We start from the raw sequence: 26,650 nt of genomic DNA, 5'->3' as shown, positions 1-26,650 counted from the left end.
CGCGGGCTCAACGCGTACTATTCTCCCCTGGAGCGGTTCACCGTCCCACGGAGACGGCGAACTGCTCTATCTCTTTGTTTTACGCAATTCCGGACGGAAAACCGTGACACACTTTTCCTGGAATTGCTCTTGAGGGCGCCGCAAAGCGGCAAAACGGGAGGCAGAGCATGGCAAGACAACCGGATTCCGACTCGTTCCTCGACATGTTCAGCAGGTTCGGCCGCGACCTCAAGCTGCCGAATGTCGATGTCCAGTCGATTCTCGATCACCACCGCAAGAACCTCGAAGCGCTGGAAAGATCGGCAAGAGCAAGTGCCGCCGGCGCATCCTCCGTGCTGGCGAGGCAGCATGAGATGGTGCAGAACGCCATGCACGAGATCACCCGGATGGCGCAGAACTACCAGACGCCCGGCAATCCGCAGGACCTGATGAGCAAGCAGGCCGAATTTGCCCGCAGGTCGTTCGAGACGACGCTGAAGAATGCCAGCGAAGTGGCTGACCTCGTGCGGAAATCCAACACCGAATCGGTCGAAATCCTGCGCGACCGGATCAGGGGTGCAATGGCGGAAATCCGTGCCGGCTATGAAAAGAAATAGGTCATTCGGCGATTTCGGACCCACCATCGACTGACATGCGATGCAACCGGCCCAAGCGCGGCGCGTTCTCGGCTTGCCGTAAAGCATCAACTCTACCGGCGAGAATCGCGAAGCAGCGAATTGACAGAGGCTGCCGCTTCATGGTCGGGAGACAGGCAAGAGTGATGGGAAAGCCGGAATGACGGAAACACGGCGGAAAACGCCGCCGACCTTCGAACAGTTGCGCGCGATGTCCGGACAGGAGCTCGGCGTGTCGGACTGGACGACGGTCGACCAGCTGCGAATCGACCAGTTCGCCGAATGCACGGGCGACCATCAGTGGATCCATGTCGATCCCGAGCGGGCAAAACGGCATAGCCCGTTCCGCACCACGATCGCGCATGGCTATCTGACGCTGTCGATCATCGGCGCGCTGGCGCTGGAGATGGGCATCGTACCGGAAAACACGCAGGCCGCCTTCAACTACGGCTTCGACAAGGTGCGCTTCCTGGCGCCGGTAAAAGCCGGTGCGCGCATCAGGCTGCGCACGACGCTGCTCTCCATGGAGGATCGCGGTCCCGGCCAGTATCTGATGAAAGCCGAGAATACCGTCGAGATCGAAGGCGAGCAGAAACCGGCGCTGACAGCCGAAACGCTGGTGATGATGTATGAGCGCCGCAAGCGGGCCTAGGATCTACCGAGATTCGGGTCAAGCCGAGCGAGGGTGACGGCTTTGCGGCGCGACGCCGCGATCGCTTTTTCCAAGACCTTGAAGATGCGCTGATCTCCGCATTGCGCGACGTTGAAGCGCATGAAGCGGCCGGCGGTGTGCGACAGGCTGAAGGCGTTGCCGGGCGCCAGCACGACATTGTCCGAGAGCGCATGGCGGGCGACATCGGCGGCGTCGATGCCGTCAGGCAGCCGGCACCACAGGAACATGCCGGCAGGCTGATCGATCCATGGCACGATGCCCATCGTTTTCAGCCCGCCGGCGGTCTCGGCCATGGCGCGCGACAGGCGGGTGCGCAACTGCTCGACATGCTTGCGGTAGCTGCCGTCCTTCAACAAGGTCAGCACCAGTTCAGAGGACAGCCGCCCGCCGCCGAATGTCGTGGCGATCTTGAGATCGGTGAGGCCTTCCATCCAGTCGACTGGTGCTGCGATGAAGCCGCATCGCACCGAGGCCGACAAGGTCTTGGAGAAGGAGCCGATCTGGATGACGCGCTGCAGCCCGTCGAAGGCCGCGAGCCTTGGGGCAGGGGTATGTTCGAAGTCTGCGAAGATATCGTCCTCTACGATGGTGAGGTCCGCCTGGTCGGCGAGCTTGAGCAGTCGGTGTGCGGTGACCGGCGACAGGATCGCGCCCGTCGGATTGTGGATGCCTGAATTGGTGATGTAGAGGCGCGGCCGGTGCTCGGCGAGGGCCTCGGCGAAGAGCTCGATATCCGGTCCCGAAGGCGTGACAGTAACGCCGACCACCTTGGCCTGATGGGCGCGAAGCAGCGCGTGAAAGTTGAAATAGCAGGGATCGTCGACCAGAACCGCATCGCCTGGCTCGAGCAGGAAGCGGCACAGAAGGTCGATGGCTTGGGTGCCGCAATCCGTCAGCATGATCTGGTCCGGCGAGGCTTCGACGCCATGCTCGGCCATGCGCCGCGCCAGCAATTGGCGCAGCGGCGGCAGCCCGAGCGGCGTGCCGTAGTCGGCAAGCGCTGCATCGTCCGCGCGGGCAGCGGTTCTGAGCGCGCGGCGCAAGCCGGCCTGCGGCATCCAGGAGGCCGGCAGCCAGCCGCAGCCGGGCTTCAGCATCTCTTCGCCCGCCTCGAGCGATTGCCGCGAGACCCAGAGCGGATCGACGGCCCGGTCGAGCCGCGGGCCGATCTCGGCCAGCGACAACGGCGCAAGCTGGCCGGCGGCGTAGAAACCCGAGCCCGGGCGCGAGCGGATGGTGCCTTCCGCCGCAAGCCGCTCATAGGCTTCGACCACGGTCGATTTCGAAACCTGCATGGATTTGGCCATGGCCCGTATCGACGGCAGGCGGGCTCCGGGCGTCAGCGTGCGCGCCGCGATCCGCTGGCGGATCGTCGCCATGACGGTTTCGACGAGGGTTGCGCCGCTGGCATTTGGGCCTTTTGCATCCATCTGTACTTTCCCGAAGACCATTACAGTTTTTTGGAATTGTACCCTATTGTCTCTGGTAACGCCATGGCCTGCCCCGGTACGGAAAGTGCAAACGGAGCAGATGATGGAAAAGAGTTTTGACGGCTGGCTCAGCGGCTTCATCGGGGTGCTGATCTTCAGCGGGTCGCTGCCGGCGACCCGGGTGGCGGTGATGGATTTCGACCCGACCTTCCTGACGTCGGCCCGGGCGGCTATCGCCGGCCTTCTGGGGATCGCGCTGCTGCTGCTGTTTCGCGAGAAGCGTCCGGAACAGAGCGACCTCGTTTCGCTGGTCATCGTTGCGCTGGGCGTTGTGGTCGGCTTTCCTTTGCTGACGGCGCTGGCGCTGAAGCATGTCACCTCGGCGCATTCCATCATATTCGTCGGCTTGTTGCCGCTGGCGACCGCGATCTTCGGCGTCGTGCGCGGCGGCGACCGTCCGCGCCCGGCCTTCTGGCTGTTCTCGTGCCTGGGCAGCGCTTTGGTCGCTGGCTTTGCCCTGACGCAGGGCGTGACCGCGTCGCCGGTCGGCGACGGCTTGATGCTGGCTGCCATCATCGCCTGCGGACTGGGCTACGCCGAAGGAGCCAAGCTGTCGCGCAAGCTCGGCGGCTGGCAGGTGATCTGCTGGGCACTGGCGCTGTCACTGCCGGTCATGCTGGCGCTGACCTTTGCGACGCTGCCGCCATCCTTCGCCGGCGTTGGCTCCGGCGCGTGGATCGGCCTTGCCTATGTTTCGCTGTTCAGCATGCTGATCGGCTTCATCTTCTGGTATCGCGGCCTCGCCCAAGGCGGCATCGCCGCCGTCGGGCAGTTGCAACTGCTGCAGCCCTTCTTCGGCCTGGCGCTGGCGGCAATACTGCTGCACGAGCAGGTCAGCCCGCTGATGGTCGTCGTCACGCTCGGCGTGGTGGCCTGCGTGTTCGGGGCGAAGAAGTTTTCAAAACCAGGTCCGCCGCTGCGCACGGCCGAGCAATGACTGCGCCGTTTCCTACCGAAACTTCGTCACCACCCCGATGCCGATGCCCTCGAAGCCGCCCATCGCCATCAGCGCCGCGGGTGCTTCCTCGAGGCTGATCTTCTTGCCGACCAGCAATTCAGGCTTGAGCTTGCCGGTGCGGATCATGTCCATCATCGCGGCATAGCGGTAGGCCTGCATGCCGTGGCTGCCGAGGATTTCGAGCTCGAAGGCGATCACCTTGTCCATGGGTACTTGCGGGCGGGCATGCTCGCCCAGCATCAGCCCGACCTGAACGTGGCGGCCGCGCCGGCGCAGATTGGCGATCGAGTTGAACGAAGTGGTCGGATGGCCGAGCGCGTCCATCGACATATGCGCGCCGCCATTGGTGATCTGCTTGACGGCCTTGACCACGCTCGGCGTCGTCGACGCGTTGATCGTCGCCACCGCGCCGATCTTTTTGGCGAAGTCCAGCTTCTCGTCGGTGAGGTCGATGGCGATGACGTTCGCGCCCATGGCGCTGGCGATCATGATCGCCGACAGGCCGACGCCGCCGCAGCCATGCACGGCCACCCATTCGCCGGGCGTCACCCGGCCCTGGTCGACGATAGCGCGGAAGGAGGTGACGAAGCGGCAGCCGAGACTGGCGGCGGTGGCGAATTCCATCTCCTCGGGCAGGCGCACGAGATTGGTGTCGGCGTGCTCGATGCCGACATATTCGGCAAACGAGCCCCAGCCGGTGAAGCCCGGCTGGGACTGGTGCTCGCAGACCTGGTGATTGCCCGACGTGCATTCGAAGCAGCGCCCGCAGCCGACGGCGAAGGGGACCGTCACGCGATCGCCGGCCTTCCAGCGGCTGACCTGCTTGCCGGCGGCGACGACGACGCCCGCCAGCTCATGTCCGGGAACATGCGGCAGGGTGATGCCGTCGTCATGGCCCATCCAGCCGTGCCAGTCGCTGCGGCAAAGGCCGGTCGCCTCGACCTTGATGACCACGCCGTCGGCGGCCGGTTTCGGGTCGGGCACGGTCTGGATCGTCGGCGCCTCGCCGAATTTCTCGAAGACGACAGCTTTCATAGGAGGTCCTTCAGCGTGTTATTCGGCATCGATCTGGTTCTGCGGCGCAGCCTTCTGGAACGCCGGCAGCGCCATGCAGGCGGCGTTGATGCGCGCAATTACCGGGTAGGGCGTCATGTCGACGCCGAAGCGGGCATTGTTGATGACCTGCGCGGCGAGGCAGATATCGGCCAGGCCCGGCGTATCGCCGTGACAGAAGAGGCCGGTCTCGGGCGAGGAGGCCAGAATCTTTTCAAGCGGCTGGAAACCTTCGTTCACCCAGTGGCGGAACCAGTTGACGACATCCTCGTCGCCGGCGCCGAACAGGGTGCGCAGCGAAGTCAGCACGCGCAGATTGTTCACCGGGTGGATGTCGCAGGCGATCATCTGCGCCAGCATCCTGACGCGGGCCCGGCCCAGCGCATCCTTGGGCAGCAGCGGCGGCTCGGGCGCGATCTCGTCGAGATATTCGATGATCGCCAGCGATTGGGTCAAAAGTGTGCCGTCGTCGAGAACCAGCGCCGGCACCAGCCCTTGCGGGTTGACCGCGAGATAGGCGGCTTCGAGATGCTCGCCATGGCGCAGATGATGCGGCACATAGGTGTAGCTCAGACCCTTCATCTCCAGCGCAATCCGCACCCGATACGAGGTGGAGGAGCGGTAGTAGTTGTGAAGGACGAGGTCGCTCATCGCCTCGGCTGCCCGATGGTCACCTCGACGGCGCCGATGCCGTCGACGCCGCCTGTGATCCTGTCGCCCGCCTGAACCACGCCGACGCCGGCCGGCGTGCCGGTGAAGATCAGGTCGCCGGGCTGAAGCTCCACCGCCTCGCTGCAGATCGAGACGATGTCGGCGATCGGCCAGATCAGTTCGGCAAGGTCGCCGTCCTGCTTCACCGCACCGTTGACGGCGAGCCAGATGCGGCCTTTCTCCGGATGCCCCGTTTTCGCGGCCGAAACCAGCGGGCCGCAAGGCCCGGATTGGTCGAATGCCTTCGACCAGTCCCAGGGACGAGCCGCCTTCTTGGCCTGATCCTGCAGGTCGCGGCGGGTGAGGTCGACGCCGACGCCATAGCCCCAGACATGGGCGAGCGCATCGGCTGGCGGAATGCGGAAGCCGGCCTTGCCGATCGCGACGACCAGCTCGATCTCGTGGTGCAGATTCGAGGTCAGCGGCGGGTAGGGGATCTCGGCGCCGCTGTCGACGACAGCGTCTGCCGGCTTCGTGAAGAAGAAGGGCGGGTCGCGCTCGTCATTGCCGAGCTCGCGGGCATGCGCGGCGTAATTGCGGCCGACGCAGAAGATGCGGCGTACGGCAAACCGATCCCCCGAGCCGGCAACGGCAACCGAAGCAATCGCCGGCGGCGGAAGGACGTAGTCTGGCATGGCTGTCTCTAGTGTTGGCATGAATCGTGCGCACCTTCGGCCGATTTTGACGGGCGGGCAAGACTGAGGGCCATCGCGCGCATATCGGACTGTCGTTTCAACGACAATGCGCCGTACCATTGGGCGCCGTACCATTGGCCGATATACTATTTGCCAATAATCTGGCCATGGTCACCGGACTATCCTGTGCCCAACCGAAACCGAACCGATGCCCGAACCTGTGCAATGAGCTCCGTCAACGATCGCGCCCGCTTCCTGATCATCGACGACCACCCGCTGTTTCGCGAGGCGCTGCACAGCGCCGTGCAGATGGCCTATCCGGATGTCGACACGGTCGAGGCGCGCTCGATCGCCGAGGCGATCGATCTTCTCGCCGGCGCGAAGGCGTTCGACCTCGCGCTGCTCGATCTGAGCATGCCCGGCGTGCACGGCTTCGAAGGGCTGCTGCAGCTCAGGACCCGCTATCCGCGGCTGCCGGTGGTGATCGTGTCCGGCTACGAGGAGCCGAAGATCATCTCCGAGGCGCTGTCCTATGGCGCTGCCGGCTTCATCCCGAAATCGGCGAGGAAGAGCGATCTCGCCGCCGCCATCCGCTCGGTGATGGAGGGGGCGGTCTATGTGCCGGAAAATTACGAGGGCCAGCCGCCGGACCCCGACAGCACCGACCGCGCCGATATGGTGCAGCGCCTGGCGAGGCTCACGCCGCAGCAGCTGAGGGTCCTGCAGATGCTGCGCCAGGGTATGCTGAACAAGCAGATCGCCTACGAGTTGCAGGTGGGCGAGACCACGGTGAAGGCACATGTCTCGGAGATATTGCGCAAGCTCAATGTGTATAGCCGCACGCAGGCGGTGATCGAGGTTTCGAAGCTGGACAACGCGGAGTTGTTTCGGGATCAGGCGGGGTTTTGATTTAGCGTTAAGGGTGCACTCTCACCGTAATTCCACCGTGAAGGCGCATGTCTGGGAGATTTTGCGCAGGCTCAATGTGTACAGCAGGACGCAGCGGTGATCGAGGCTTCGGGGCTGGACAATGCGGATCTGTTCGGGATCAGGTTGGCTTGAGGTGAGAGTCAAATGGTTTGACGTGAGGTTAGTTTCCAATTTTTACTGCATTCCCTCAAAATCCCATTGCATTATCTTCGCTAGCTCTGAAATACTGTCTCTAAAATCCAACATATTGCAAGCATTTATCTTGCTATAGATATCTTCTTTTATAAAATTCTGGTCAAATTCTGGGTATGTAAATACTTTTCCGTTATACGGATCAGTCTCGGCTCCTGCGCATTTTTCCACGAGACTCCCAGTTATAATCGCAGAGTCAAAAACTTCTTCAAAGGAATTTTCATCGAATCCTATTGTAACTCTAATATTTAAGTAAATGTTCGCTTGCTTTGGAAGAGACCACAAAGGAATAATTCTACCGTCAACCCATAGGTCCCGGCTATATATATGCTTTATTATTATCATGGATCCACCTGAACGTGAACGTTCGATATCCTCTTGCTTGTTGCTCGGTCAAAAACTTCGAAGTTGGCTTGAAAGCCTGTAGTTGCCAGTGGACTCGATTTGGGAGTCACGTCTCGGAAACCCCTTAGGAATTACGGTGACAGTGCACTAATTACCGCCTGCCGCCTGCCGCGCTTGCGTGGTTTCACGGCTTTCCCGATTTTCTCGGCGATTCGGCCCAGAAACGCCTCGCTGCCCACGGGCCTGCCGATACTCTCGGCCTTGCGCAACGCTTCGAAAGCCGCGGCATCCATCTCGACCAGATCGAACAGGCCGGTCGTTGATGGCAGCCGGTCCTTCATCGGCTCCAGATCCGTAACACCATCGGGTTCGCCCGTCAGATGCGCCCGAGCACTCGACCATGGCCAGTCAACCGCCCGTTCCACCAGCCGCGCGCGTACGGGATTGAGCCCGACATAGCGTACCGCCGACAACAGGTGATCCTCGTCCATCGCGACGGCGCCGAACCGGCCTTGCCAGAAATGCCCGGTCTTCCTTTGCCGGGCATGGATGATGCCCGCATAGATGCGATGCACCTTGGCGAGTGCGCGCCGCAGGCCGTCGGCATCGGCCGGCGTCAGGATCAGATGCACGTGGTTCGGCATCAGGCACCATCCCCAGATGCCGACATCGGCAAGCCGGCAATGCTCGACCAGCAGGTCTTTGTAGAGCGTGTAGTCTTCAGGCGCGAAAAACACCCTGGCGCGTCCATTGCCACGCTGCGTGACGTGATGCGGCAGACCGGGAACGACAATGCGGGCAAGGCGAGCCATGCGATCATTCCAGAGGCCAAGGACTTCGATGGTGACTATGATCGGCAATTAGTGCACTGTCACCGTAATTCGCACGCAGGCGGTGATCGAGGTGTCGAAGCTGGACAACGCGGAGCTGTTTCGGGATCAGGCGGGGTTTTGAGGTTTGACGAAAAATTAGTGCACTGTCACCGTAATTCCTGTCACCGTAATTCCGACCGTTTCACAGTCAATCCGCTCCAGCAAATGCCGGGACTAAACAACTAGGTCTGCATTTCCTTACAGGCTTGCGATTTCAGATATTCAATTTGAGCGCCCAAAAACTCCGGCCAACCGGTTGAATCAATGCCATTAACCCACGCGCAAGCCGCTTTGTGTCCATGGACCTTTTCCACCAAGCAGAAATAGGCCATATCTCGCCAAGCCCCACACAGTTGCCTATCTTTGTCCATGGCCAACAGGGCTGACGGCCAAGTGAACCAGTTCTTTATCCATTCACCAACCGCGCCATTGAGATCATTGACGCATCGATTGATGAATTCGTTCAAGCTCTGCTCGCTCTCAACTACGAATGCATGTCGATTTCCGGGTGATGGCGAAACTCCGCCGATATTATCGAAAGTCCGTAGGACGAAGTATTCGTGAGATTGAGCGGTTTCATTAAAAGAGTGGTTGTACCAGTCAATGAAACGCCGAAAAGCTTGGGAGAATCCTTTCCATCGAAGCGCTACTGCCCCGGAGCAGTCGTAGTCGTTGTATCTGCGTTCCGCGAAAATATCGATCTCAATCATAAAATCTGTTCCATTTTCCACTAGGGTAAGGAATAGCCTCCTCCCTTTTAACTGAGATCGCTGCGACCCTAGACGTTTATGGATACATTCCAATGCGGCCGCTTTGATATTCTTCGAGTTAATAATCATGCCGCTATCCTCTAACCTGAGATCTATGGAATAGCCTGCCTGCATCCTGCATTTGCGGCGGGAACAGCTCTACTTCTGTTCCCAGCAGAAGTGACCGCACCCTAAGCCAACAGATGCGCCAGCAGCGCGCGCAATTGCGCAGGCTTCAGCGGCTTGCGCATCAGCTCTATGCCGGCGGCGCGGGCGGCCTTGGCGACGGGTTCGGAGCCGTCGGCGGTGACGATCAGGGCCGGCACCGGGCGGCCGAGATAGTCGCGCACCTCGGCGATGGTCGCGGTGCCGAGGTCGCCGCCGTCGAGATGCTGGTCGGCGATGATGATGTCGGGCACCCAGGCGGTGTCGCCGATGAGGTCGAGCGCATCGTCGGTCGAGGTCGCGGCCCGCACCAGGCATTGCCAGCGCTCGAGCAGCGAGGTCATGGCGCCCAGCACGTCGGCGTCGTTCTCGACCAGCAGCACCTTGGTGCCGAACAGGCCGTAGCCGCGCGGGCGATCCATGTCGGCTGCGGCCGCCGCCGGTTCGGCCGCGGCCATGCCGACCGGCACGTCGATGTGGAAGATGGTGCCGCGTCCGACCTTCGAGGAAAAGGTCACCGGGTGGCCAAGCGCCGCCGCCATGCGGCGCACGATGGCGAGGCCGAGGCCCAGCCCGGCGCCTGCAAGCCCGGCATCGGCAAGCGTCGAGGTGCCGCGGTGGAACTCCTCGAACACCGCCTCGCGCTGATCCTCGGCAATGCCGCAGCCGGTGTCGGCGACGTCGATGCGGATGGTGTCGCCGCGGTGTCTTGTGCCGACCAGCACGCCGCCGGAGCGGGTGTAGCGCAGCGCGTTGGAGAGGATGTTCTGCAGGATGCGCCTGAGTAGCGTGCGGTCGGAGCGCACGACGACATTGACCGGCCGGAATTTCAGCGACAGGCCCTTCTTTTCCGCCTCGGGGAGGAAGTCCGAACGCAGCGAGGAAAACAGCGTCTCCAGGCTGACGTCGCCGGTTTCAGGCAGCACCACGCCGGCGTCGAGCTTGGAGATGTCGAGCAGCGTGCGCAGCAGGTCTTCCATCGTCTCCAGCGAGCGCTCGACCTGGCGCACCAGCTTTTTGCCCTCGTCGCTGGTCTGGACCTCGGCCAGCGCCGAGACCGACAGATGCGCGGCGTTGAGCGGTTGCAGCACGTCGTGGCTGGCGGCGGCGAGGAACCTGGTCTTGGAGAGGTTCGCCAGTTCCGCGTTCTCCTTCGCCGCGCTGAGGTCGATGTTCGACTGTTCGAGCCGGCGCAGCGTGGCGTGCAATTCCTCGGTGCGGTTGCGCACCCGGTTTTCCAGCGCAATAGCGGTCTGGAACAGCGAGAAGGCGTTGCCCTGCTGGTCCATCGAGCGCTCGACGCGACTGACAAGTGCTGCGTTGATCTTCTTCAGCTTTTCGAGATCGTTGATGTCGCGAAGCGGCATCTCGCTCACTCGGCCGCCTGGCGTTCGCCGAAGGCGATGCCGGTAAAGGTCTGGTTGAGGTGCATCGAGCGGTACTGCTCGCCATAGGTGCCGAAGCCGATGACCTTGTTGGTCCGATAGAGCTCGGAAATGTCGCGGAAGACCTGGCGGTTGCGCGCGTCGAGCCGGCGCAGCACGCAGTCGAAGCCGAGGATCATGTCGATGCCGCCGAGCCTGTGCTCGACATCCTGGAGAGCGGTCCGCGTCGCTTCCACCATGTTCTTCGGCTGGGCGATGGAAAGCACCACGCCGTCGTCGATGGCGCAGAAGAAGGACAGCGAGCCGTCAGGATGCATGCGCTGGATCGAGCGGCAGTAATATTCGCCGCCGACCTTCACCACGACGGGATGCGAGGCAAAGCTCAGCGGCGTCAGCGTTTGCGGCACGATGCCGACGGAGGCTGCGTATTCTTCCGACGCGTTGGTGGCGTTGAATTCGCGCACGATGCGATGGTCGGGGTCGGACGCCGTCACCACCAGCTTCTCGTCGGTCGGAATGAAATTGTCGGTCTTGAAGACGTGGAAGGGGATCTCGGTCGCGACCAGCACGATGATGGCGCTGTCGGAGGCGACCCTGCCGTTCGCGATCAGCCTGGTCGTCTCGAATTTCAGGTCGTCGCCGGCCGAGCCGCCAATCAGCGGAATGTCGTCCAGCCCCCAGTGGATGGCCGAGGTCACCGCTTCCTCGGCATAGGACAGGCCGTCGATGAAGCAGAGCGCGAATACGCCGTTGGAGCGATCGTGGCCGACGCGTCCGCGCAGCAGGCGCCGCAGCGCCGCGACTTCGCCGGTGATCCTGTCCATGCCCGACGAGGAGAGGTTCTCGACCATGGTGGAGACGGTCGAAAACGATGCCGACGGCAAGAGCAGGGCAAGGATATGCCCTTCCTCCAGTCCCTGCGGCGTGATTTCGCCGGCGGTCGAGCAGCCGGCATAGGCGAGCGACGGCGCGTGCAGCTTCAGCGCTTGCGCGAGCGCTGCCGCGTCGACCAGGCTTTGGGAGAAGAACAGAAGCGCGAAGCCGGCGTCGACGATTGCCGCTTCGGCCGCGATGGCCCGCGCAAAGGCATTTGGGTCGGGCTCATCGGTGGTGAGCGCCGAAAGGCCCGATGCATAGCGTGTGCTCGAACTGGCCAACTGCCTTCTCCGCGATTCCTCCAACGCTTTTTATGCGTCTTTTTCTTATTTTATGCGTGTCTTTTCTTATGCACGTCAGGCACGCCTCGCGTCGAGGGCATCTTTGCCCTCAATCCCTGATTTGGTATGGGTCGGGCACGCGCTCAACAGCATGCCGGCCATGACCGAAAGTACAAGGGGCGCAGCGCTGGCAGCGCTGTTTTGCCCGTTGTACGGTACCCGAATAATGCACTGCCGAAGCACAAGCGCGGCATCGGCAACGCGATGACCAAGGTTAATACCCAGGGAGGTTGCATGTCGGACGTGTCGTTGACTGTGAATGGGAAACGGGTCAGCGGGAGCGTCGAAGACCGAACGCTGCTGGTGCATTTCCTGCGAGAAAACCTCGGTCTCACCGGAACGCATGTCGGTTGCGATACCTCGCAATGCGGCGCCTGCATCGTGCATATCGACGGCAGGGCCGTCAAATCCTGCTCGATGCTGGCCGTCCAGGCTTCGGGCTCGACCATTGTCACCATCGAAGGGCTGGCCGACGGCGCCGAACTGCATCCGGTACAGGCCGCGTTCAAGGAGCACCACGGGCTGCAATGCGGCTTCTGCACGCCCGGCATGATCATGACGGCGACCGACATGATCGCGCGTCATCCCGGGGGCCTCGACGAGGCGACGGTGCGCGCCGAGCTCGATGGCAATATCTGCCGCTGCACGGGCTACCACAACATCGTGAAGGCGATCCTCGCCGCATCGCAAACGATGTCGAAAGGGTCCAGGGGCAAGGCGAAACAGGCAGCGTGAGATGAGTGAGTAGTGAGTAGCGAATAGAGAGTAGCGATTAGCCGGCGTCTCTGTGACCGACCTCTACTCCAATCTTTCCCTACTCACTATTCGCTACTCACTACTCACTACTCCCTTAAATTCCGGAGGAATTTCCTATGGGTATCGAAGGCGTCGGCGCCCGCGTGGCGCGCAAGGAAGACAAAAGGTTCATCACCGGCGCCGGCCGCTATGTCGACGACATGGTGGTTCCCGGCATGAAGCATGCCGTGTTCTTGCGCAGCCCATACGCGCATGCCCAGATCAAGAAGATCGACGTGAAAAAGGCGCAAGCGATGCCCGGCGTCGTCGGCGTCCTGACCGGCAAGGAGCTCAAGGCCGACGGCATCGGCAATTTGATCTGCGGCTGGATGATCCACTCCAAGGACGGCACGCCGATGAAGATGGGCGCCTGGTCGCCGCTTGCAGTCGACAAGGTGCGCTATGTCGGCGACGCCGTGGTCATCGTCGTCGCCGACACCAAGGGGCAAGCGCGCGATGCGGCCGAAGCGGTCGAGATCACCTACAAGGAACTGAAGGCCGTGGTCGATGCCACGAAGGCGATCCAACCCGGCGCGCCGCAAATCCACGCCGAGGCCGAGAACAATCTGATCTTCGACTGGGAGCTCGGCGACGGCAACGCGACCGACGCGGCGATCAAGTCGGCGGCCCATGTCACGCGCATGAAGATCGTCAACAACCGTCTGGTGCCGAATGCCATGGAACCGCGCGCGGCGCTCGGCCACTACGACAGGGCCGAGGACCATTACACCTGCTGGACGACGTCGCAGAACCCGCATGTCGCACGGTTGGTGATGAGCGCGTTCTACAACGTCGCGCCGGAAAACAAGCTGCGCGTGATCGCGCCGGATGTCGGCGGCGGCTTCGGCTCCAAGATCTACATCTATCCGGAAGAGATCGTCTGTCTGTGGGCGTCGAAGAAGACCGGTGTTCCCGTCAAATGGGTCGCCGACCGCACCGAGAGCTTCCTTTCGGACGCGCATGGCCGCGACCACGTCTCGACGGTGGAGATGGCCTTCGACAAGGACAACCGCATCACCGGCCTCAAGGTCGACACCATAGCCAATCTCGGCGCCTATATGTCGCTGTTCTCGTCCTGCGTGCCGACGATTCTCTACGCCACGCTGTTGTCGGGCCAGTACGACATCCCGGCGATCCACGCCAATGTGCGCACCGTCTACACCAACACTGCGCCCGTCGATGCCTATCGCGGGGCAGGGCGGCCGGAAGCCACCTACGTCCTCGAGCGCATCATGGAGACCGCCGCGCGCGAGCTCGGCGTGTCGCCGGCGGAACTCAGACGCCGGAACTTCATCACATCCTTCCCGCATCAGACGCCGGTGATCATGAACTATGATGCAGGCGACTATAATGCCTCGCTCGATGCGGCGATGAAAGCCGCCGACTACGCCGGCTTTGCCAAGCGCCGCGCCGACGCGGCCAAGCAGGGTAAGCTGCGCGGCATCGGCATGAGCTGCTACATCGAGGCCTGCGGCCTCGCGCCGTCGTCGGCGGTCGGCTCGCTCGGCGCCGGCGTCGGCCTGTGGGAATCGGCGGAAGTGCGCGTCAATGCCGCGGGCACCATCGAGGTGCTGACCGGCTCGCATAGTCACGGCCAGGGCCATGAGACCACCTTCGCGCAACTGGTCACCCAGCGCTTCGGCGTGCCGATCGACTCAGTCTCGATCGTACATGGCGATACCGACAAGGTGCAGATGGGCATGGGCACTTACGGCTCACGTTCCGGCGCCGTCGGCATGTCCGCTATCGCCAAGGCGCTCGACAAGGTCGAGGCCAAGGCCAAGAAGATCGCCGCGCATCTGCTGGAAGCCGACGAGGGCGACATCGTCATCGAGAACGGCGAGGTCAAGGTGGCCGGCACCGACAAGAGCCTGCCCTGGTTCCAGGTGGCGCTAGCCTCCTACACCGCCCACAACCTGCCAGCCGGCATGGAGCCCGGTCTGAAGGAAACCGCCTTCTACGATCCGTCCAACTTCACCTTCCCGGCCGGCTGCTACATCTGTGAGGTCGAGATCGATCCTGAGACCGGACTGACGGAGATCGTCCAGTTCGTCGCGGCGGATGATTTCGGCAACATCATCAATCCGATGATCGTCGAGGGGCAGGTGCATGGCGGCATCGCCCAAGGCGTCGGCCAGGCGTTGCTCGAAGGCGCGCATTATGACGCCAACGGCCAGCTTTTGACCGCAAGTTACATGGACTACACGATGCCGCGCGCGGGCGACCTGCCGTCCTTCAAGGTCTCGACCTCGAACACGCCATGCCCGGGCAATCCGCTCGGCGTCAAAGGCTGCGGCGAGGCCGGAGCCATCGGTTCGCCGCCAGCGGTCATCAACGCCATCACCGACGCGCTTGGCGTCGTCGATATCGCCATGCCGGCGTCGCCCGCGACGGTGTGGGCAACCATCCGCGCCAAGAAGCACTGAAAGGAGTGAGTAGGGAGTAGTGAGTAGTGAATAGGGAAGCGCTTCACATGGCAGATGACCATTCACTACTGACTACTGACTGCTGGCTCTTCATCTAGGGAGGATCCCATGTACTCAGTCAACTATCACCGCGCCACCTCGATCAATGAGGCTGCCAAGCTGTTGAAGAACGGCGACGCCAAGCTGCTCTCCGGCGGCATGACACTGATCCCGGCCATGAAGACGCGGCTCGCGGCGCCGTCGGATCTGGTCGATGTCTCGCGGCTGAAGGACCTTCAGGGCATCAAGGTGTCCGGCAAGACAGTCACCATAGGAGCCGCGACGACGCATTACGACGTCTCAAGCGACGAGAAGCTGAGGAAGGCCTGCCCGGCGCTTGCGCATATGGCGTCACTGATCGGCGATCCGGCGGTGCGCTACAAGGGCACGATCGGCGGCTCGATCGCCAACAACGATCCGGCGGCCGACTATCCGGCGGCGCTGCTGGCGCTGGGAGCGACCATCGTCACCAACAAGCGCGAGATCGCCGCCGACAAATACTTCAAAGGGCTGTTCGAGACGGCGTTGAAGGAGGGCGAGATCATCACGGCGGTGACCTTCGCCGTGCCCGCCAAGGCGGCCTACCAGAAGTTCCGCAACCCGGCTTCGCGTTACGCCATCGTCGGCGTGTTCGTCACCAAGGGCAAGGACGGGGTGAGGGCGGCGGTGACAGGGGCCGGCGAGGACGGCGTCTTCCGCTCCAAGGAAATCGAGGCGGCACTGGCAAAGACTTTCGACGCCTCGGCGCTCGACGGCCTCAAAGTTCCGGCAAAGGGGTTGATGAGCGATATCCACGCCTCCGCCGACTACCGCGCCAACCTGGTCGTGGTGATGGCAAAGCGTGCGGTGGCCGCGGCCAACGCCTGAACGGCGACGATGCGGGCGAAAGAAGGGGCCGCCTCGGCCCCTTTTTCTTTCGCCGTAGCAATGGCTTGACCGAAACGCCCGCCAAATTGCGGCTTCGCACTTGCACAAAGTTATCCCGCACTGCAAAATAAATCCGGCGGGAATACGAGGCGGTCCGAGGCGGCCAATGTGCTGCATGCGGACCTCAAGTTGCGAAAGCGCGGCATGACCGACATCTCCGCAGCGTCCGTTGTCCTGCCACGGGCTACAGCCGACAAAGCGGCACGCACGAGGCTGGCCTATCTCGACGGCTGGCGCGGCCTGTCGATCGCGTTGGTGCTGATCGGCCATTTTTTCCCCGTTCCAGGCATCAATTTCGGCGTTCTCGGCGTCGAATTCTTCTTCGTGCTCAGCGGCCGGCTGATGGGCGAAATCCTGTTCATCGAGCGCTTTCCGCTGAAGAAATTCTTCAAGCGCCGCTTCTCGCGCATCTATCCCGCGCTGCTTGTGTTCGTGATCGCCGCCATGATCGGGCTCACCGGCAGCTACATCGCCTTCAAATGGAAGGCGGCTCTGACGGCGCTGACCTTCACCTACAATTACGCCGGCATCTTCATCAACCGGGCCGGCGCGCTCGACCACATCTGGTCGCTCTGCGTCGAGGAGCATTCCTACATCCTCCTGGCGCTGATCAGCGTGGTGGTTACCGGAAGGGCGAATGTCGTGCGGCTGCTCGTGGTGCTGGCGCTGCTGGCAATGGCCAACGGCGCCACTTCTTACTGGGTTCTCGGCGTGGGCTACGAAACCACCTACTGGCGCACCGACGTGCATATCGCGTCGATCCTGCTGTCCGCCGCGATCTGCCTGCTCAAGGCCGACGGCCGCCTGCCTGCTTTCCTGAAAAGCCGGCATGTGGCGCTTGCGGCCGCTATTGGCGGCGTGTTGCTATTCCTCGATCCGGTGCCGACCCCGATCCACTATCTTCTCGGCGTGCCGCTGCTAGCGCTGGCCGTCAACACGCTCGACTTCGCTGGCGGCTACCTGACGGGACTGTTGTCATCGCGGCCGATGGTGATGCTCGGGCTATGGTCCTATTCGCTCTATCTCTGGCAGCAGCCTTTCTACAAATTCGTCGATGAGCGCGGCAGCGCGACGATCCCGATGCTGGCGGCTGTGTTCGCCTGCGCGCTTGGGAGCTACTACATCGTCGAAAAACCCGCTCGCGGCTGGCTCAACCGCAACTGGTGAGCACGAGTCAGGCCTTGCCGTTTTTCCGCGCGGCCAGGTAACGGCGAAGCCCTGCTTCGCCGCGCGGTGTCGTCCAGCGATGGTTCCATGCGAAGGCTGGTCTGAGCAGCGGCGCCAGCAGTTTGAGGATCGGCCTCTCGACCGTGACCTGCCAGATCAGATCGACATGCGTGCCGGTTTCCGACGGGGACAATTCGGCCCGCCACAGCCCGTCGAAATCGCCGAAGGTCTTGACCACCACCAGCCGGCCGGGCTCGAGTTCGGCTGCCTCGATGATGAAGTTCAGCTCGTAGGGCAGGGCGCCGCGCGCCCGGGCCCTGGCGCGCGCGCCGACGACGCCCTTGCCTTTTTCGTCGAGCGGCTCGACCTCCTTGTAAGCATCGCCCCACCAGAGCGGCAGCAACTCGGCGTCCGACAACACGTCCCATACCTCCTGGGGTGTGCCTTCGGGGATGTCCCAGCTTTCGTCGAAGCGGAAGACATTGCTCGCCATGATGTCGCGCCCCCAGCCGGTGGAGCGGCTATCTTAGCCGCGGCTTGTTTTTCTGGCCAGCAGCGTTCGGAGCGTGTTCAGGCGGCGATCGATTTTGCCCAATAGCGCACCGTTTTCTTGCCGCCGTGGATCACCGCGTCTCCGACCTCGGAGAAGCCGAGCGCTGCATGGAAGGCATCGGAGGCCGGGTTGGGCGGATCGGCATTCACCTCGCAAGTGACGATCGTGTGCCCGGCGCGTTGGGCATGCTCGAACAGATCTTCATAAAGCCGGCGGGCATGGCCGCGGCCACGCGCCTCGGCGGCGACGACGACTCGGTCGACATAGACGAAGCGCGGGTAGCGTTCGCGAAACCATAGGAAGTTGGGGCTGTCGTAGCGAGCGTCCTGGTCGAAGCACATGATGAAGGCTTCGAGTGCGCCGAGGCGGCGGGTGTAGAACGCTTCGCCGAGCAGGAATGAAAGCCGCTCCGGCTCGAGCCAGGACAGCTCCGCCGCATGCTCGTTGTTGAGCGCAAGGATGACGGCCTCGTCGGCACGCGAGACGTGTTCGATCGGCAGCAATTCCATCAAACTCGCACGGCCGCGATCGTTGCCGCCACCTTTGCTTCGTCGGTCACCGTGTTGCGGTATTCGCGGTCGAGGTCGGTGCCGCCCATGCCGACATTCGGGTTGCGGTAGCGCATGGCGCTCGGCACATCCGCAAGCGCTGCAAAATGCATCTCGGTCAATCCGGTCCGCCTGCGGACGTCGCCGATCGTGTCGGGCGCCAAGGCGCCGCAGCCGAGAATGACGATACGCTCGCCCGCCTGGCGAACAAGCTCAGCCAGAAGCTCGACACCTTCGACCGCCGTATCGCGCTGGCCGCTGGTCAGCACGCGGCCGACCTTGCAGCGGATCAGGGCTTCGAGCGCCTCAGCCGGATCGCGCGTCATGTCGAAGGCACGGTGGCAGGTGACGTTGAGCGGGCCGGCGGCCTCAACCAGCGCGCCCATGCGCGTCTCGTCGATGGCGCCGTCGGCGGTCAGGCAACCGACGACGACGCCCGCCACGCCGAGCTCGCGAAGCGCTTCGACATCGGCCAGCATCGAGCGGTATTCGGCCTCGCTGTAAAGAAAATCGCCGCCGCGCGGACGCACGATGACATGGAAGGGGATGGTCGCGCGTTGAAGCGCGGCGCGCACCGTGCCGAGGCTCGGCGTGATGCCGCCTTCGACGAGGCCAGCGCAAAGCTCGACCCGGTCGGCGCCGGCGGCTTGCGCGGCGAGCAACCCGTCAATGCCTTCGACGCAGATTTCGATCAGGGGTTTTTGCGTGTCCGCCACCGGTTTCCATCCATGCTTTCGAGAAGACGGCCAGCCCTAGCATCGGGCGGGTCCTGGCGAAAGCCGCAACGATCGATCCAGCCACCGAGCATTGCCACGTCCAGGCAGTGCAAAAAGCTCGTTGACATCAATAACTCTATGGTTATAGATAAACCCATAGCTGAAAGGTTATTGATCTGGATGGGAGTGTCCCGGCAAATGATGGCAAGCTTCCTGGTCGTCGAGCCCGGTCAGAGACTCCTGCAGCAGCCTGGCAGCGCCATGTCTCAGCTCTGGAGACATTGTTGGGGAAACCGGACAACGAGGATGACATGAATAACGTCACAAATATCATCACAGAAAGACCGATGACCACCGCGACCAAATCGATCCTTGTCGAGCGGATCCTTCCGCACGCGGCCGACAAGGTGTGGCGCGCACTGACCTCTCCGCATCTGGTCGCCGAGTGGCTGATGGAGAACGATTTTGAACCTGTTGAAGGCCACCGCTTCACTTTCCGCGCGAAGCCAATGCCCGGCTGGTCAGGCGTGGTCAACTGCGAGGTGCTGAAGGTCGATCCGCCGCGTCTGCTCACCTACAGCTGGGGTGACGGAAGCGAGTCCGAGAGCGGCTTGAAGACAATTGTGACCTGGTCACTGACGCCTGAGGGGCCGTCCACGCGGGTGCGCATGGAGCAATCCGGTTTCAGGCCGCAAGACGAGCCTGGCTACAAAGGCATGGGAAGCGGCTGGCCACGCATCCTGGAGCGGCTCGAACAAGTCGCGGCTGGGCAAGGCTGACATTCCCGGGCATGGCGCACTTCTAGCCGAAGCGCGCAACCCGACAACAGCAAACCAGACCTGATCCTGACGCGGTGCATTCAGGGTTCGTGAAAACACGTCCAAAGGAGACAGATAATGGAAGCCAGATTGAAGAACCCGGTGATGCTCATTCCCGGCGCGTTGCAGGCGCTGATGGCGCTGGACAAGTCGACCGACGCCGGCGATGTGCCTTATGTCACGCGCAAGCTCATTCATCTTCGCGCCAGCCAGATCAATGCCTGTGCCGTCTGCGTCGACATGCACGCGCGTGAGTTGAAGAAAGCCGGCGAAAAGGACGAGCGGATCTTTGCCGTGTCGGCATGGCGCGAAACGCCTTACTTCACCGACGCCGAACGCGCGGCTCTTGCGCTCACTGAGGCCGCGACGCGATTGGCCGACCGTTCCGACGCGGTGCCCGACGACGTCTGGGACGAGGCCGCCCGCCACTATGAAGACAAGGCGCTTGCGACACTGGTGATCCAGATCGCGCTGATCAATGCGTTCAACCGCCTGAACGCCACCACACGGCAACCCGTGGGCGCCTGGGGATAGAGCAACAGTCGGGCGTCCGCTTCCACGCGGACGCCTTGTCCTCTACTGCTTCAGGATCGTGTTCTTGGCGCCTTGTTCGACCTGGTCGATCACCAAAAGCTTCACCGGATCGGTGCCGATGTTGGTGGCCTGGTGCCACTGGCCGATCATCTCGACGATGAAGTCGCCGGTTTTGTAGGTGTTGCTGGCGCCGGTCTCGACATTGGTGACCTTGAGCGTTCCCTGCTCGACATAAGCGTAGCGCGGGAAGGGGTGCTTGTGGACGGGCAACGTCGCCCCCGGCACGATCTGGTAGGATGAGACCTGAACCTCGACGTTCTTCCGCGGCAGCGTGATCGGCTGGCCGGACGCGGTCGTCGTCTTCGACGCCAGCGGTATCACGACAACAGGCGTGCTCGAGCTGTCCAGGGCATTTGCGTTGGTCGTGAAAAATGCGGCCGCCAGAAGCAGCGCCGAAGCCGGCATGTTGCGCATTGAGTCCTCCTGAAGCCGGCAGCTTGGCGCGGCGGGCGCCGAGGTGCAAGCTTCGGATGCTGGAACAGCTTCTGTTTTGACGCAAATTCCGGACGGAAGGCTACGGCGAAGACGCCAAGCCTAACCGTTTCACACTTTTCCTGGAATTGCTCAGCGTTTCGCAGGCGCCTGCTTGGGTGGCCGGAGCAGCAAGGCGAACGGCACAAGCACTGCCGTTGCAACCGCGCAATAGAAAAAGACGTCGACATAGGCGAGCAGCGAAGCCTGGCGGCCGATCTCCTGTCCGATCCAGCCGACGGCCTGCTGCCTGGCTTCGACCAGCGGCGAGCCCTCGGCGACGAAATGGTCCGTCACCTGGCGAAGCGTCTGCTGATAGGCCTCGCTCGATTGCGCGGTGTGGCCGACCAGTACCGACTGATGGAACTGGGCGTTCTGGGCAATGACTGTGTTGGTGAGCGATACGCCGATGCTGCCTCCGATGTTGCGGGCGACGTTGATCAGCGAGGATGCCTGGTCGGTCTTCTGCGGCGGCAGGCCGACATAGGCGGCGGTAGAGATCGGGATGAACAGGAACGGCAGTCCTATCATCATGAAGACGCGCGCATAGGCGAAGTAGCTAAAGCTGGCATCGGGCGTCAGCGAGGTCATGTGCCAGAGCGCAACCGCGACGACCGACATGCCCATCATGATGAGATAGCGCGGCTGAACGAAACCAGCCGCAAAGCCCGAGATCGGCATCAGCATGAGCATGGCGATACCGCCCGGCATCATCGACAGGCCGGAAAGGGTGGCGGTGTAGTCGAAGGTCGTCTGCTGCAGCTGCGGCATCAGCTGCGTGGTGCTGAAGAGCACCGCGCCCACAGCCATCATGACCAGGAACGACATGCCGAACTGCCGGCTGAAAAGCAGGCGGATGTCGACGATGGGATCGCGCCGGGTCCATTCCCAGGGGACAAGCAGCAGGAAGGACACCGCCGAGATCGCCGCGAAGGTGGTGATGAAGGTCGATGCGAACCAATCGTTGCGCTGGCCTTCGTCGAGAAAGACTTCGAGGCAGCCGAGCGCCATCGCCACCAGGATGAAGCCGATCCAGTCGACCTTCAGCCCTTTGCTCAATCGTTCTCGGCGCTCGCGCTCGAGGATGTCGGGTTCAATCACAAGCCATTGCACGAGCGCCAGCGACATTATGCCGAACGGGACATTGATGAAGAAGATCCAATGCCACGAGAAATTGTCCGTGAGCCAGCCGCCGATGGTTGGCCCGACCGTCGGCGCGACGATCACCGCGATGCCATAGAGCGCAAAGGCCTGCGAACGCTTCTCCGGCGGAAAAGTGTCGGCGAGGATCGATTGCTCGCTCGGCGCCATGCCGCCTCCGCCTAGTCCCTGCAGAATGCGGAAGGCAATCAGCGTCGGGAGATTGGGGGCCAGTCCGCAGAGCAGAGAGGAGAGCGTGAAGGTCGCCACGCAAATCATGTAATAGCGCTTGCGGCCGATGATGCTGGTCAGCCACCCGCTGACCGGAATGATGACGGAGTTGGCGACGAGATAGGTGGTGATCACCCATGTGCTCTCGTCCATACCGGCGGCGAGGCTGCCCGCGATGTTTCTCAGCGCTACATTGGCGATCGAGGTGTCGAGCACCAGCATGAAAGTCGCGATCGAGACGACGATCGCGATGAGCCACGGGTTGCGGCCGCCGGCCGCCGACCGGCTCTCGCCGCCCGGGACTGTCATGGCGTCCGTCATCGCACCTTGACCGTCGGCACCACCGACATACCGGGGCCGAGATAGACGCCCGGCGGCTGGTCGAAGACGATCTTGACCGGCACGCGCTGCACCACCTTGACGAAATTGCCGGTGGCGTTTTCGGCAGGCAGCAGGCTGAATGCCGTGCCGCTGCCGGCCTGGATGCTGTCGACATGGCCGTGGAAGGTCTTTTCCGGATAGGCGTCGATGGCGATGTCGACGGGCTGGCCCGGCCGCATCAGGTCGAGCTGCGTCTCCTTGAAGTTCGCATTCACCCAAACGTCCTTCGGCACGAACATCATCAGCACCTGGCCGGGCTGCGCATAGGTGCCTTTCGCCGCCGTGATGTTGGTGGCATGGCCGGCGACGGGCGCCGTGATCATTGTACGGGTGAGGGTGGTCTTGGCCTGATCCTCGGTCGCCTGCGCCTGCCGAAGCTTGGCCTCGGCGCTCTTGCCTTGAGCCTGCAGAACCGCAACCTGACTTTTGGCGGCCTCGGCATTCGCGTTGGCCGCGTCCAGCGTCGCCTGGTCCTGGCGCAAGGTCGAGGCGGCCTGCTGCGCCTGTTGTTGGGTCGCCGTGCCCTTGGCCAGGAGCTCGCGGTTTCGCTGGTCCTCGGACCTGGCGAATTCGAGCGCGGCCTGCGCCTGCGCCACCTGCTTGCGAGCGGCATCGATCTTGGCGTTCTGCGCTTCGGTCTGCGCCTGCACATTGGCAATGTCGGCCCGCGCCGCCACGACGCCGGCTTGCGCCTGCTTAAGCGAGGCCTGATAGTCGCTGTCATCGATACGCAGCAGCACGGCGCCAGCCTCGACCGGCTGGTTGTCGGTGACGGCCACATCGGTGATGCGTCCGGAAATCTCGGCGCCGACCGTCACCGTGCGCGCGTCGATGAAGGCGTCGTCGGTCCACTCATATTGACGTGCGTTGATCCACCAGATCGCCACCCCTGCGATCACCAACAGGATGAGGATCGCGACGATCGCCGCTATATAAGGATGGCGTCTGACGAGGCCCGGCTTGTTGCCGTCGGACGTGCTGTCATTCTGTGTGGCTGGTGCCTGCGTGTCGTCGCCGCGCTTGTCTTCGACGGGTTTGTCGTCCTTTGGCGGGCGTTGCTGCTGATCGGACCGCGGCTGAGCCCGCGCTTCCCCGGCGGGAGCGGTTTCGCGCTCTTTTCTTTCAGTTTTTGCGTCCAAGGTAACGGATCCCGGATATCGTCGACCCCCTCGCAACAGGGTCAACGGGCGGTTTCCGCAAAAGTTCCTGTTGCCTGAAGCCAGTATCAGTCCTGGTTCCGGATCATGGCATGCCGAGAGCGGTGCATCCGCCCCGGCGTCAGTCGGTGGCCCCTGTTGTCCTAGGAGGCGTTTCTGGCGCCTTGTCGCCTGTTCAGCCCGCCCGCAGGGCGCGCCGATATCGCGACCTCAATCGTGGCCGATATGATCGGCGGCGCTGCCGAGGGCGGCAAGCAGAGCCTGCCCGCCTTCCAGCGTCACGTTCTCATGCGGAGCGCGCAGATTCAGCCAGCGCCGGTCGCCGGAGCGGACCGCAAGCACCGCCTTCATCGCCGGGATCAGCCCGGCATCCTGGATCACCTTCCTGAACGCCTTGATGGCGGCATCCGCCTCAGCGACGTCCTCGCCCTTCCGCGCCGCGTCATAGAGGCGGCGGATGGCGGCAGCATTCAAATTGACCGTCGCCGAAATGCAGCCGGCCGCGCCGTTTGCAAGACCTCTGGTGAGCTGTGCCTCGGAGCTCGGAAAGACCGAAATATCGGGCGCGGCGGCGATGACGGCGGCCGTGTTGTTCCAGTCGCCGGCGCTGTCCTTGTAGGCGACGACGGTGTCCGGAAATGCCTTGCTCAGCCTCGCCGTCAGGGCAGGACTGACCGGCACGCCCGAATTCTGCGGGATGTGGTAGAGGATCACGCGCATCGAAGGCTTTGCCACCTTCTCGATAAGCTCGCTGTAATAGCGCGCCTGACCGTTATCGCCTGCGCCGGTGTAGAAGAAGGACGGCAGCACCATGACCGCGGCGCAGCCGAGACCGACGGCATGCGCCGACAGCTCCACCGTTTCGGGCAGCGCGGTGACGCCGGTCCCGGGCATCAGCCGGTTCGGCGCGATGCCGGCCTCGGCCAGCCATTCCAGCGCCTGCATGCGTTCGCGCAAGGACACCGACAGCGCTTCGCCCGTCGTGCCGAAGGGAGAGAGGAAATGCGCGCCCTGGCCGAGCACCCATTTGGCGTGAGATATCCAGAGATCGCGCGCGATGCGGCCGTCGTCTTCGAACGGCGTCAGGATCGGGGCGACGGTTCCTTGCGGGCGGGTCATGAAAATCCTCTATGTATGATGCTGGTCTATGCGCCTGGCCATCGCTGCGACGGTCCGGGCGAAGTAGGCCGAGGCGGTGATGCTGAAGAGTATGTCGAAACCCGTCGGCTAGGCGGGAAAGCGCTCTCGTTCCGGGCCAATGTCGGCCGGTCATAGCCACCGAAATTCGCCAGCGCGAAAGCGGACATGGCCTCGATATGGGCAGTGGCTTTCAGGGGCACGGTATGAGGGTCCGGCTATCAACTTTGTCGGCGAGGTTTTCCGAAGGGGAGGCTAAGGCAGGGTGGCCGAGCGGCAAAGCAAAATTCGCCGGCACAATGGCTATGGGAATTTGGCCCATGCGGATGGTCGGGACTAACGTCGTTCTCTCCCGTGTTTGCCTTCAACTCATGAGCAATCGAAATGCCAGCCGTCAGATTGGTGGAATTATGGTGGCTAATGATCAAGCCAGCGCTCCTGGATTCAGCAGCCCGAGGCTGGCTGTAAAAGGAAAAGGTGCACTGTCACCGTAATTCGGCTGGCTGGACGAAATCCGCATCACCATGGGTGTCTGTCGCTACGATACCGATGGATCGATCGCCGTGCCGACATCGGCTTTCCCGAGAAGCTGAGGGATTGGAGAACCCGCCGGGCGAGGCCCCCAACTGCCTCCAGCCCGACGAGCTGCCGGCCCCGAAGGTACCGGCGATCTCTTCGGTGCAAGACGGGTGCCAGCATTTTGGTCCTGATATGAGACACGCGGGAAGCGCCAAGGCCAACCGCCCGCGCGCGTTCGGCTGCCTGGCGACGATCCGCCGCTACTTATGGCAAGTGAGGCGCCTCACCATCGATCGTCAGCCGCTTATGCTCCAAGAAAGAATGCCAGACCACCTGCCGCGCGTCCCGCTCGTCCACCATCTGACCGCAACGGGGGCAGCGGTAGAAATACTCGCTTTCGTGCTCGCAAATCTTTCCGTTGAGGTGAGGTTCGAATGGGCCGAGCTCCGAAAGCTTCGTCATGTCGCCTTGTCCACCAGCGGCGCTTTCCGCTTCGGCGGAACGTAGCGTGCCACTGGCCTGACCTTATCTGCATTCACGGTGACAGGAATCCCCAAGTTGACGGTGACCTTGCCCTCATCAACTCGTGTGACGTCCCCTCGAAGCTCGATCTCCTGGCCGTGCGTAACCTTCAATGTTCGATCGACGATGGAGTGTGGTTGGTCATAGGACGGGATCGACACGCTCACCCGGTGCTCTGTCACCCGCCTGCGCACCTTGGCGGTGATCGCGACCTCGTCGCCGACGTTGATGCTGCCCTTCGCCATAAGGTGAGTCTGGGGCGGAGGCCGGCTTCGTCAAGCAATCGCTAATGGAACATCGACCACACAACCAAGTTGGTTAAATCAGGCGGCGCGCGTCGGGGGCTGCGAGGCGCGCCGCGTCGGGTAGGGGTAGCGCAACCCAGGCCCACACTGGAAATGCGCATCCGCAGGGAGGCCCGATAAAGAGCCCGCCCGTCCCCATCGAGGCGGGCTCTTTCAATGTGCCGGAGTTTAAGGAAGGTTCCCAAATCGCTCTTTGCAGGGATGAGGTCGCCTGC

At 62.7% G+C, this 26,650-nt stretch carries 27 protein-coding genes and 2 pseudogenes; 12 read left to right on the top strand and 17 right to left on the bottom strand.

What is annotated here, in order from left to right:
- The first annotated feature begins 167 nt into the window (after nucleotides 1-167).
- Both RFM68_RS05145 and RFM68_RS05140 read left to right on the top strand, forming a co-directional pair.
- The gene (locus RFM68_RS05145; RefSeq protein WP_320231617.1) at nucleotides 168-596 is read left to right on the top strand and encodes a phasin family protein; all 429 of its coding nucleotides are present in this window, start codon (nucleotides 168-170) and stop codon (nucleotides 594-596) included.
- Nucleotides 597-774: 178 nt separating this feature from the next.
- Nucleotides 775-1,266: a MaoC family dehydratase gene (locus RFM68_RS05140; protein WP_320231616.1), complete on the top strand. Its 492-nt coding sequence runs from the start codon at nucleotides 775-777 to the stop codon at nucleotides 1,264-1,266.
- On the opposite strand, the gene RFM68_RS05135 is transcribed toward RFM68_RS05140, so the two are convergent.
- Nucleotides 1,263-2,717: an aminotransferase-like domain-containing protein gene (locus RFM68_RS05135; protein WP_320231615.1), complete on the bottom strand. Its 1,455-nt coding sequence runs from the start codon at nucleotides 2,715-2,717 to the stop codon at nucleotides 1,263-1,265. The two genes, RFM68_RS05140 and RFM68_RS05135, sit on opposite strands and share 4 nt — an antisense overlap.
- Nucleotides 2,718-2,820: 103 nt before the next feature.
- On the opposite strand from RFM68_RS05135, the gene RFM68_RS05130 reads away from it, so the two are divergent.
- Nucleotides 2,821-3,714, top strand: a complete 894-nt coding sequence (locus RFM68_RS05130) for a DMT family transporter (protein ID WP_320231614.1) — start codon at nucleotides 2,821-2,823, stop codon at nucleotides 3,712-3,714.
- Between the two features lie 12 nt (nucleotides 3,715-3,726).
- Here RFM68_RS05130 and RFM68_RS05125 read toward each other — a convergent pair whose 3' ends face one another.
- Genes RFM68_RS05125 through RFM68_RS05115 form a run of 3 tightly spaced genes read right to left on the bottom strand, consistent with a single transcriptional unit; the run spans nucleotide 3,727 to nucleotide 6,134 of the window.
- Nucleotides 3,727-4,770 (bottom strand): zinc-dependent alcohol dehydrogenase family protein, encoded by a 1,044-nt coding sequence (locus RFM68_RS05125; protein WP_320231613.1) that lies wholly within the window; start codon nucleotides 4,768-4,770, stop codon nucleotides 3,727-3,729.
- Between the two features lie 18 nt (nucleotides 4,771-4,788).
- Nucleotides 4,789-5,439: a maleylacetoacetate isomerase gene (gene maiA, locus RFM68_RS05120; RefSeq protein WP_320231612.1), complete on the bottom strand. Its 651-nt coding sequence runs from the start codon at nucleotides 5,437-5,439 to the stop codon at nucleotides 4,789-4,791.
- A complete protein-coding gene (locus tag RFM68_RS05115) occupies nucleotides 5,436-6,134 on the bottom strand; it encodes a fumarylacetoacetate hydrolase family protein (protein WP_320231611.1) in 699 nt (232 codons plus the stop codon). The genes maiA and RFM68_RS05115 overlap by 4 nt, the downstream gene beginning before the upstream one ends.
- Before the next feature lie 225 nt (nucleotides 6,135-6,359).
- On the opposite strand from RFM68_RS05115, the gene RFM68_RS05110 reads away from it, so the two are divergent.
- Complete coding sequence (locus RFM68_RS05110; RefSeq protein ID WP_320231610.1) at nucleotides 6,360-7,043, top strand: response regulator; 684 nt, start codon at nucleotides 6,360-6,362, stop codon at nucleotides 7,041-7,043.
- Nucleotides 7,044-7,074: 31 nt separating this feature from the next.
- Nucleotides 7,075-7,196, top strand: a pseudogene (locus tag RFM68_RS33595) (DNA-binding response regulator); the annotation flags it as partial.
- Nucleotides 7,197-7,238: 42 nt separating this feature from the next.
- On the opposite strand, the gene RFM68_RS05105 reads toward RFM68_RS33595, so the two are convergent.
- Together RFM68_RS05105 and RFM68_RS05100 are read right to left on the bottom strand one after the other, a co-directional pair.
- Nucleotides 7,239-7,601 (bottom strand): Imm8 family immunity protein, encoded by a 363-nt coding sequence (locus tag RFM68_RS05105; RefSeq protein WP_320231609.1) that lies wholly within the window; start codon nucleotides 7,599-7,601, stop codon nucleotides 7,239-7,241.
- Between the two features lie 131 nt (nucleotides 7,602-7,732).
- On the bottom strand, nucleotides 7,733-8,413 hold the full coding sequence (locus RFM68_RS05100; RefSeq protein WP_320231608.1) for a transposase: 681 nt from the start codon (nucleotides 8,411-8,413) through the stop codon (nucleotides 7,733-7,735).
- Between the two features lie 70 nt (nucleotides 8,414-8,483).
- Here RFM68_RS05100 and RFM68_RS05095 point away from each other — a divergent pair.
- A pseudogene (locus tag RFM68_RS05095) lies at nucleotides 8,484-8,555 on the top strand (DNA-binding response regulator); the annotation flags it as partial.
- A 100-nt stretch (nucleotides 8,556-8,655) separates the two neighbouring features.
- Here the strand turns inward: RFM68_RS05095 and RFM68_RS05090 are convergent.
- From RFM68_RS05090 to RFM68_RS05080, 3 genes are all read right to left on the bottom strand, one after another.
- Nucleotides 8,656-9,183 carry a hypothetical protein gene (locus RFM68_RS05090; RefSeq protein WP_320231607.1) on the bottom strand — a complete coding sequence of 176 codons (528 nt, stop codon included), beginning with the start codon at nucleotides 9,181-9,183 and terminating at the stop codon, nucleotides 8,656-8,658.
- 230 nt (nucleotides 9,184-9,413) lie between these two features.
- Nucleotides 9,414-10,754 carry a hybrid sensor histidine kinase/response regulator gene (locus tag RFM68_RS05085; protein ID WP_320231840.1) on the bottom strand — a complete coding sequence of 447 codons (1,341 nt, stop codon included), beginning with the start codon at nucleotides 10,752-10,754 and terminating at the stop codon, nucleotides 9,414-9,416.
- Nucleotides 10,755-10,759: 5 nt separating this feature from the next.
- Nucleotides 10,760-11,929, bottom strand: a complete 1,170-nt coding sequence (locus RFM68_RS05080; protein WP_320231606.1) for an FIST N-terminal domain-containing protein — start codon at nucleotides 11,927-11,929, stop codon at nucleotides 10,760-10,762.
- 294 nt (nucleotides 11,930-12,223) lie between these two features.
- Here RFM68_RS05080 and RFM68_RS05075 point away from each other — a divergent pair, with 294 nt between their 5' ends.
- From RFM68_RS05075 to RFM68_RS05060, 4 genes are all read left to right on the top strand, one after another.
- On the top strand, nucleotides 12,224-12,724 hold the full coding sequence (locus tag RFM68_RS05075) for a (2Fe-2S)-binding protein (RefSeq protein ID WP_320231605.1): 501 nt from the start codon (nucleotides 12,224-12,226) through the stop codon (nucleotides 12,722-12,724).
- 137 nt (nucleotides 12,725-12,861) lie between these two features.
- Nucleotides 12,862-15,210, top strand: coding sequence for a xanthine dehydrogenase family protein molybdopterin-binding subunit (locus RFM68_RS05070; RefSeq protein ID WP_320231604.1), 2,349 nt, complete (start codon nucleotides 12,862-12,864; stop codon nucleotides 15,208-15,210).
- Between the two features lie 108 nt (nucleotides 15,211-15,318).
- Complete coding sequence (locus tag RFM68_RS05065) at nucleotides 15,319-16,116, top strand: FAD binding domain-containing protein (RefSeq protein WP_320231603.1); 798 nt, start codon at nucleotides 15,319-15,321, stop codon at nucleotides 16,114-16,116.
- Between the two features lie 204 nt (nucleotides 16,117-16,320).
- Nucleotides 16,321-17,343, top strand: coding sequence for an acyltransferase family protein (locus tag RFM68_RS05060; protein ID WP_320231602.1), 1,023 nt, complete (start codon nucleotides 16,321-16,323; stop codon nucleotides 17,341-17,343).
- A gap of 7 nt (nucleotides 17,344-17,350) precedes the next feature.
- On the opposite strand, the gene RFM68_RS05055 is transcribed toward RFM68_RS05060, so the two are convergent.
- From RFM68_RS05055 to RFM68_RS05045, 3 genes are all read right to left on the bottom strand, one after another.
- Nucleotides 17,351-17,836, bottom strand: a complete 486-nt coding sequence (locus RFM68_RS05055; RefSeq protein ID WP_320231601.1) for an SRPBCC family protein — start codon at nucleotides 17,834-17,836, stop codon at nucleotides 17,351-17,353.
- Between the two features lie 77 nt (nucleotides 17,837-17,913).
- Nucleotides 17,914-18,405, bottom strand: a complete 492-nt coding sequence (locus tag RFM68_RS05050; protein WP_320231600.1) for a GNAT family N-acetyltransferase — start codon at nucleotides 18,403-18,405, stop codon at nucleotides 17,914-17,916.
- The gene (locus tag RFM68_RS05045; protein ID WP_320231599.1) at nucleotides 18,405-19,160 is read right to left on the bottom strand and encodes a copper homeostasis protein CutC; all 756 of its coding nucleotides are present in this window, start codon (nucleotides 19,158-19,160) and stop codon (nucleotides 18,405-18,407) included. The genes RFM68_RS05050 and RFM68_RS05045 overlap by 1 nt, the downstream gene beginning before the upstream one ends.
- A gap of 347 nt (nucleotides 19,161-19,507) precedes the next feature.
- Here RFM68_RS05045 and RFM68_RS05040 point away from each other — a divergent pair, with 347 nt between their 5' ends.
- Together RFM68_RS05040 and RFM68_RS05035 are read left to right on the top strand one after the other, a co-directional pair.
- Nucleotides 19,508-19,939 carry an SRPBCC family protein gene (locus RFM68_RS05040; RefSeq protein WP_320231839.1) on the top strand — a complete coding sequence of 144 codons (432 nt, stop codon included), beginning with the start codon at nucleotides 19,508-19,510 and terminating at the stop codon, nucleotides 19,937-19,939.
- 117 nt (nucleotides 19,940-20,056) lie between these two features.
- Nucleotides 20,057-20,512: a carboxymuconolactone decarboxylase family protein gene (locus RFM68_RS05035; protein ID WP_320231598.1), complete on the top strand. Its 456-nt coding sequence runs from the start codon at nucleotides 20,057-20,059 to the stop codon at nucleotides 20,510-20,512.
- A 42-nt stretch (nucleotides 20,513-20,554) separates the two neighbouring features.
- Here RFM68_RS05035 and RFM68_RS05030 read toward each other — a convergent pair whose 3' ends face one another.
- The 5 genes from RFM68_RS05030 to RFM68_RS05010 form a co-directional block, all read right to left on the bottom strand.
- Complete coding sequence (locus RFM68_RS05030; RefSeq protein WP_320231597.1) at nucleotides 20,555-20,986, bottom strand: cupin domain-containing protein; 432 nt, start codon at nucleotides 20,984-20,986, stop codon at nucleotides 20,555-20,557.
- 150 nt (nucleotides 20,987-21,136) lie between these two features.
- A complete protein-coding gene (locus tag RFM68_RS05025) occupies nucleotides 21,137-22,735 on the bottom strand; it encodes a DHA2 family efflux MFS transporter permease subunit (protein WP_430694818.1) in 1,599 nt (532 codons plus the stop codon).
- Complete coding sequence (locus RFM68_RS05020) at nucleotides 22,732-23,934, bottom strand: HlyD family secretion protein (protein WP_320231595.1); 1,203 nt, start codon at nucleotides 23,932-23,934, stop codon at nucleotides 22,732-22,734. Before RFM68_RS05020 ends, RFM68_RS05025 begins: the two co-directional genes overlap by 4 nt.
- Nucleotides 23,935-24,162: 228 nt before the next feature.
- Entirely contained in the window at nucleotides 24,163-25,071 is a 909-nt protein-coding gene (locus RFM68_RS05015) for a dihydrodipicolinate synthase family protein (protein WP_320231594.1), read from the bottom strand.
- Between the two features lie 995 nt (nucleotides 25,072-26,066).
- Nucleotides 26,067-26,375 (bottom strand): transcription elongation factor Spt5, encoded by a 309-nt coding sequence (locus tag RFM68_RS05010; protein WP_320231593.1) that lies wholly within the window; start codon nucleotides 26,373-26,375, stop codon nucleotides 26,067-26,069.
- Nucleotides 26,376-26,650: the final 275 nt, after the last annotated feature.

Source organism: Mesorhizobium montanum (assembly GCF_033977145.1).
GTDB lineage: Bacteria > Pseudomonadota > Alphaproteobacteria > Rhizobiales > Rhizobiaceae > Mesorhizobium > Mesorhizobium montanum.
The sequence above is the reverse complement of the archived record's forward strand: the minus strand, read 5'-3'. Positions and strand labels throughout refer to the sequence as shown.

Coding starts and splice junctions, on each gene's coding strand:
- RFM68_RS05115 (WP_320231611.1), bottom strand. CDS start 6,134: ATGCCAGACTACGTCCTTCCGCCGCCGGCGATTGCTTCGGTTGCCGTT.
- RFM68_RS05145 (WP_320231617.1), top strand. CDS start 168: ATGGCAAGACAACCGGATTCCGACTCGTTCCTCGACATGTTCAGCAGG.
- RFM68_RS05040 (WP_320231839.1), top strand. CDS start 19,508: ATGACCACCGCGACCAAATCGATCCTTGTCGAGCGGATCCTTCCGCAC.
- maiA (WP_320231612.1), bottom strand. CDS start 5,439: ATGAGCGACCTCGTCCTTCACAACTACTACCGCTCCTCCACCTCGTAT.
- RFM68_RS05105 (WP_320231609.1), bottom strand. CDS start 7,601: ATGATAATAATAAAGCATATATATAGCCGGGACCTATGGGTTGACGGT.
- RFM68_RS05050 (WP_320231600.1), bottom strand. CDS start 18,405: ATGGAATTGCTGCCGATCGAACACGTCTCGCGTGCCGACGAGGCCGTC.
- RFM68_RS05065 (WP_320231603.1), top strand. CDS start 15,319: ATGTACTCAGTCAACTATCACCGCGCCACCTCGATCAATGAGGCTGCC.
- RFM68_RS05060 (WP_320231602.1), top strand. CDS start 16,321: ATGACCGACATCTCCGCAGCGTCCGTTGTCCTGCCACGGGCTACAGCC.
- RFM68_RS05110 (WP_320231610.1), top strand. CDS start 6,360: ATGAGCTCCGTCAACGATCGCGCCCGCTTCCTGATCATCGACGACCAC.
- RFM68_RS05100 (WP_320231608.1), bottom strand. CDS start 8,413: ATGGCTCGCCTTGCCCGCATTGTCGTTCCCGGTCTGCCGCATCACGTC.
- RFM68_RS05015 (WP_320231594.1), bottom strand. CDS start 25,071: ATGACCCGCCCGCAAGGAACCGTCGCCCCGATCCTGACGCCGTTCGAA.
- RFM68_RS05010 (WP_320231593.1), bottom strand. CDS start 26,375: ATGGCGAAGGGCAGCATCAACGTCGGCGACGAGGTCGCGATCACCGCC.
- RFM68_RS05090 (WP_320231607.1), bottom strand. CDS start 9,183: ATGATTGAGATCGATATTTTCGCGGAACGCAGATACAACGACTACGAC.
- RFM68_RS05055 (WP_320231601.1), bottom strand. CDS start 17,836: ATGGCGAGCAATGTCTTCCGCTTCGACGAAAGCTGGGACATCCCCGAA.
- RFM68_RS05030 (WP_320231597.1), bottom strand. CDS start 20,986: ATGCGCAACATGCCGGCTTCGGCGCTGCTTCTGGCGGCCGCATTTTTC.
- RFM68_RS05130 (WP_320231614.1), top strand. CDS start 2,821: ATGGAAAAGAGTTTTGACGGCTGGCTCAGCGGCTTCATCGGGGTGCTG.
- RFM68_RS05140 (WP_320231616.1), top strand. CDS start 775: ATGACGGAAACACGGCGGAAAACGCCGCCGACCTTCGAACAGTTGCGC.
- RFM68_RS05075 (WP_320231605.1), top strand. CDS start 12,224: ATGTCGGACGTGTCGTTGACTGTGAATGGGAAACGGGTCAGCGGGAGC.
- RFM68_RS05135 (WP_320231615.1), bottom strand. CDS start 2,717: ATGGATGCAAAAGGCCCAAATGCCAGCGGCGCAACCCTCGTCGAAACC.
- RFM68_RS05085 (WP_320231840.1), bottom strand. CDS start 10,754: ATGCCGCTTCGCGACATCAACGATCTCGAAAAGCTGAAGAAGATCAAC.
- RFM68_RS05025 (WP_430694818.1), bottom strand. CDS start 22,735: ATGACGGACGCCATGACAGTCCCGGGCGGCGAGAGCCGGTCGGCGGCC.
- RFM68_RS05035 (WP_320231598.1), top strand. CDS start 20,057: ATGGAAGCCAGATTGAAGAACCCGGTGATGCTCATTCCCGGCGCGTTG.
- RFM68_RS05125 (WP_320231613.1), bottom strand. CDS start 4,770: ATGAAAGCTGTCGTCTTCGAGAAATTCGGCGAGGCGCCGACGATCCAG.
- RFM68_RS05070 (WP_320231604.1), top strand. CDS start 12,862: ATGGGTATCGAAGGCGTCGGCGCCCGCGTGGCGCGCAAGGAAGACAAA.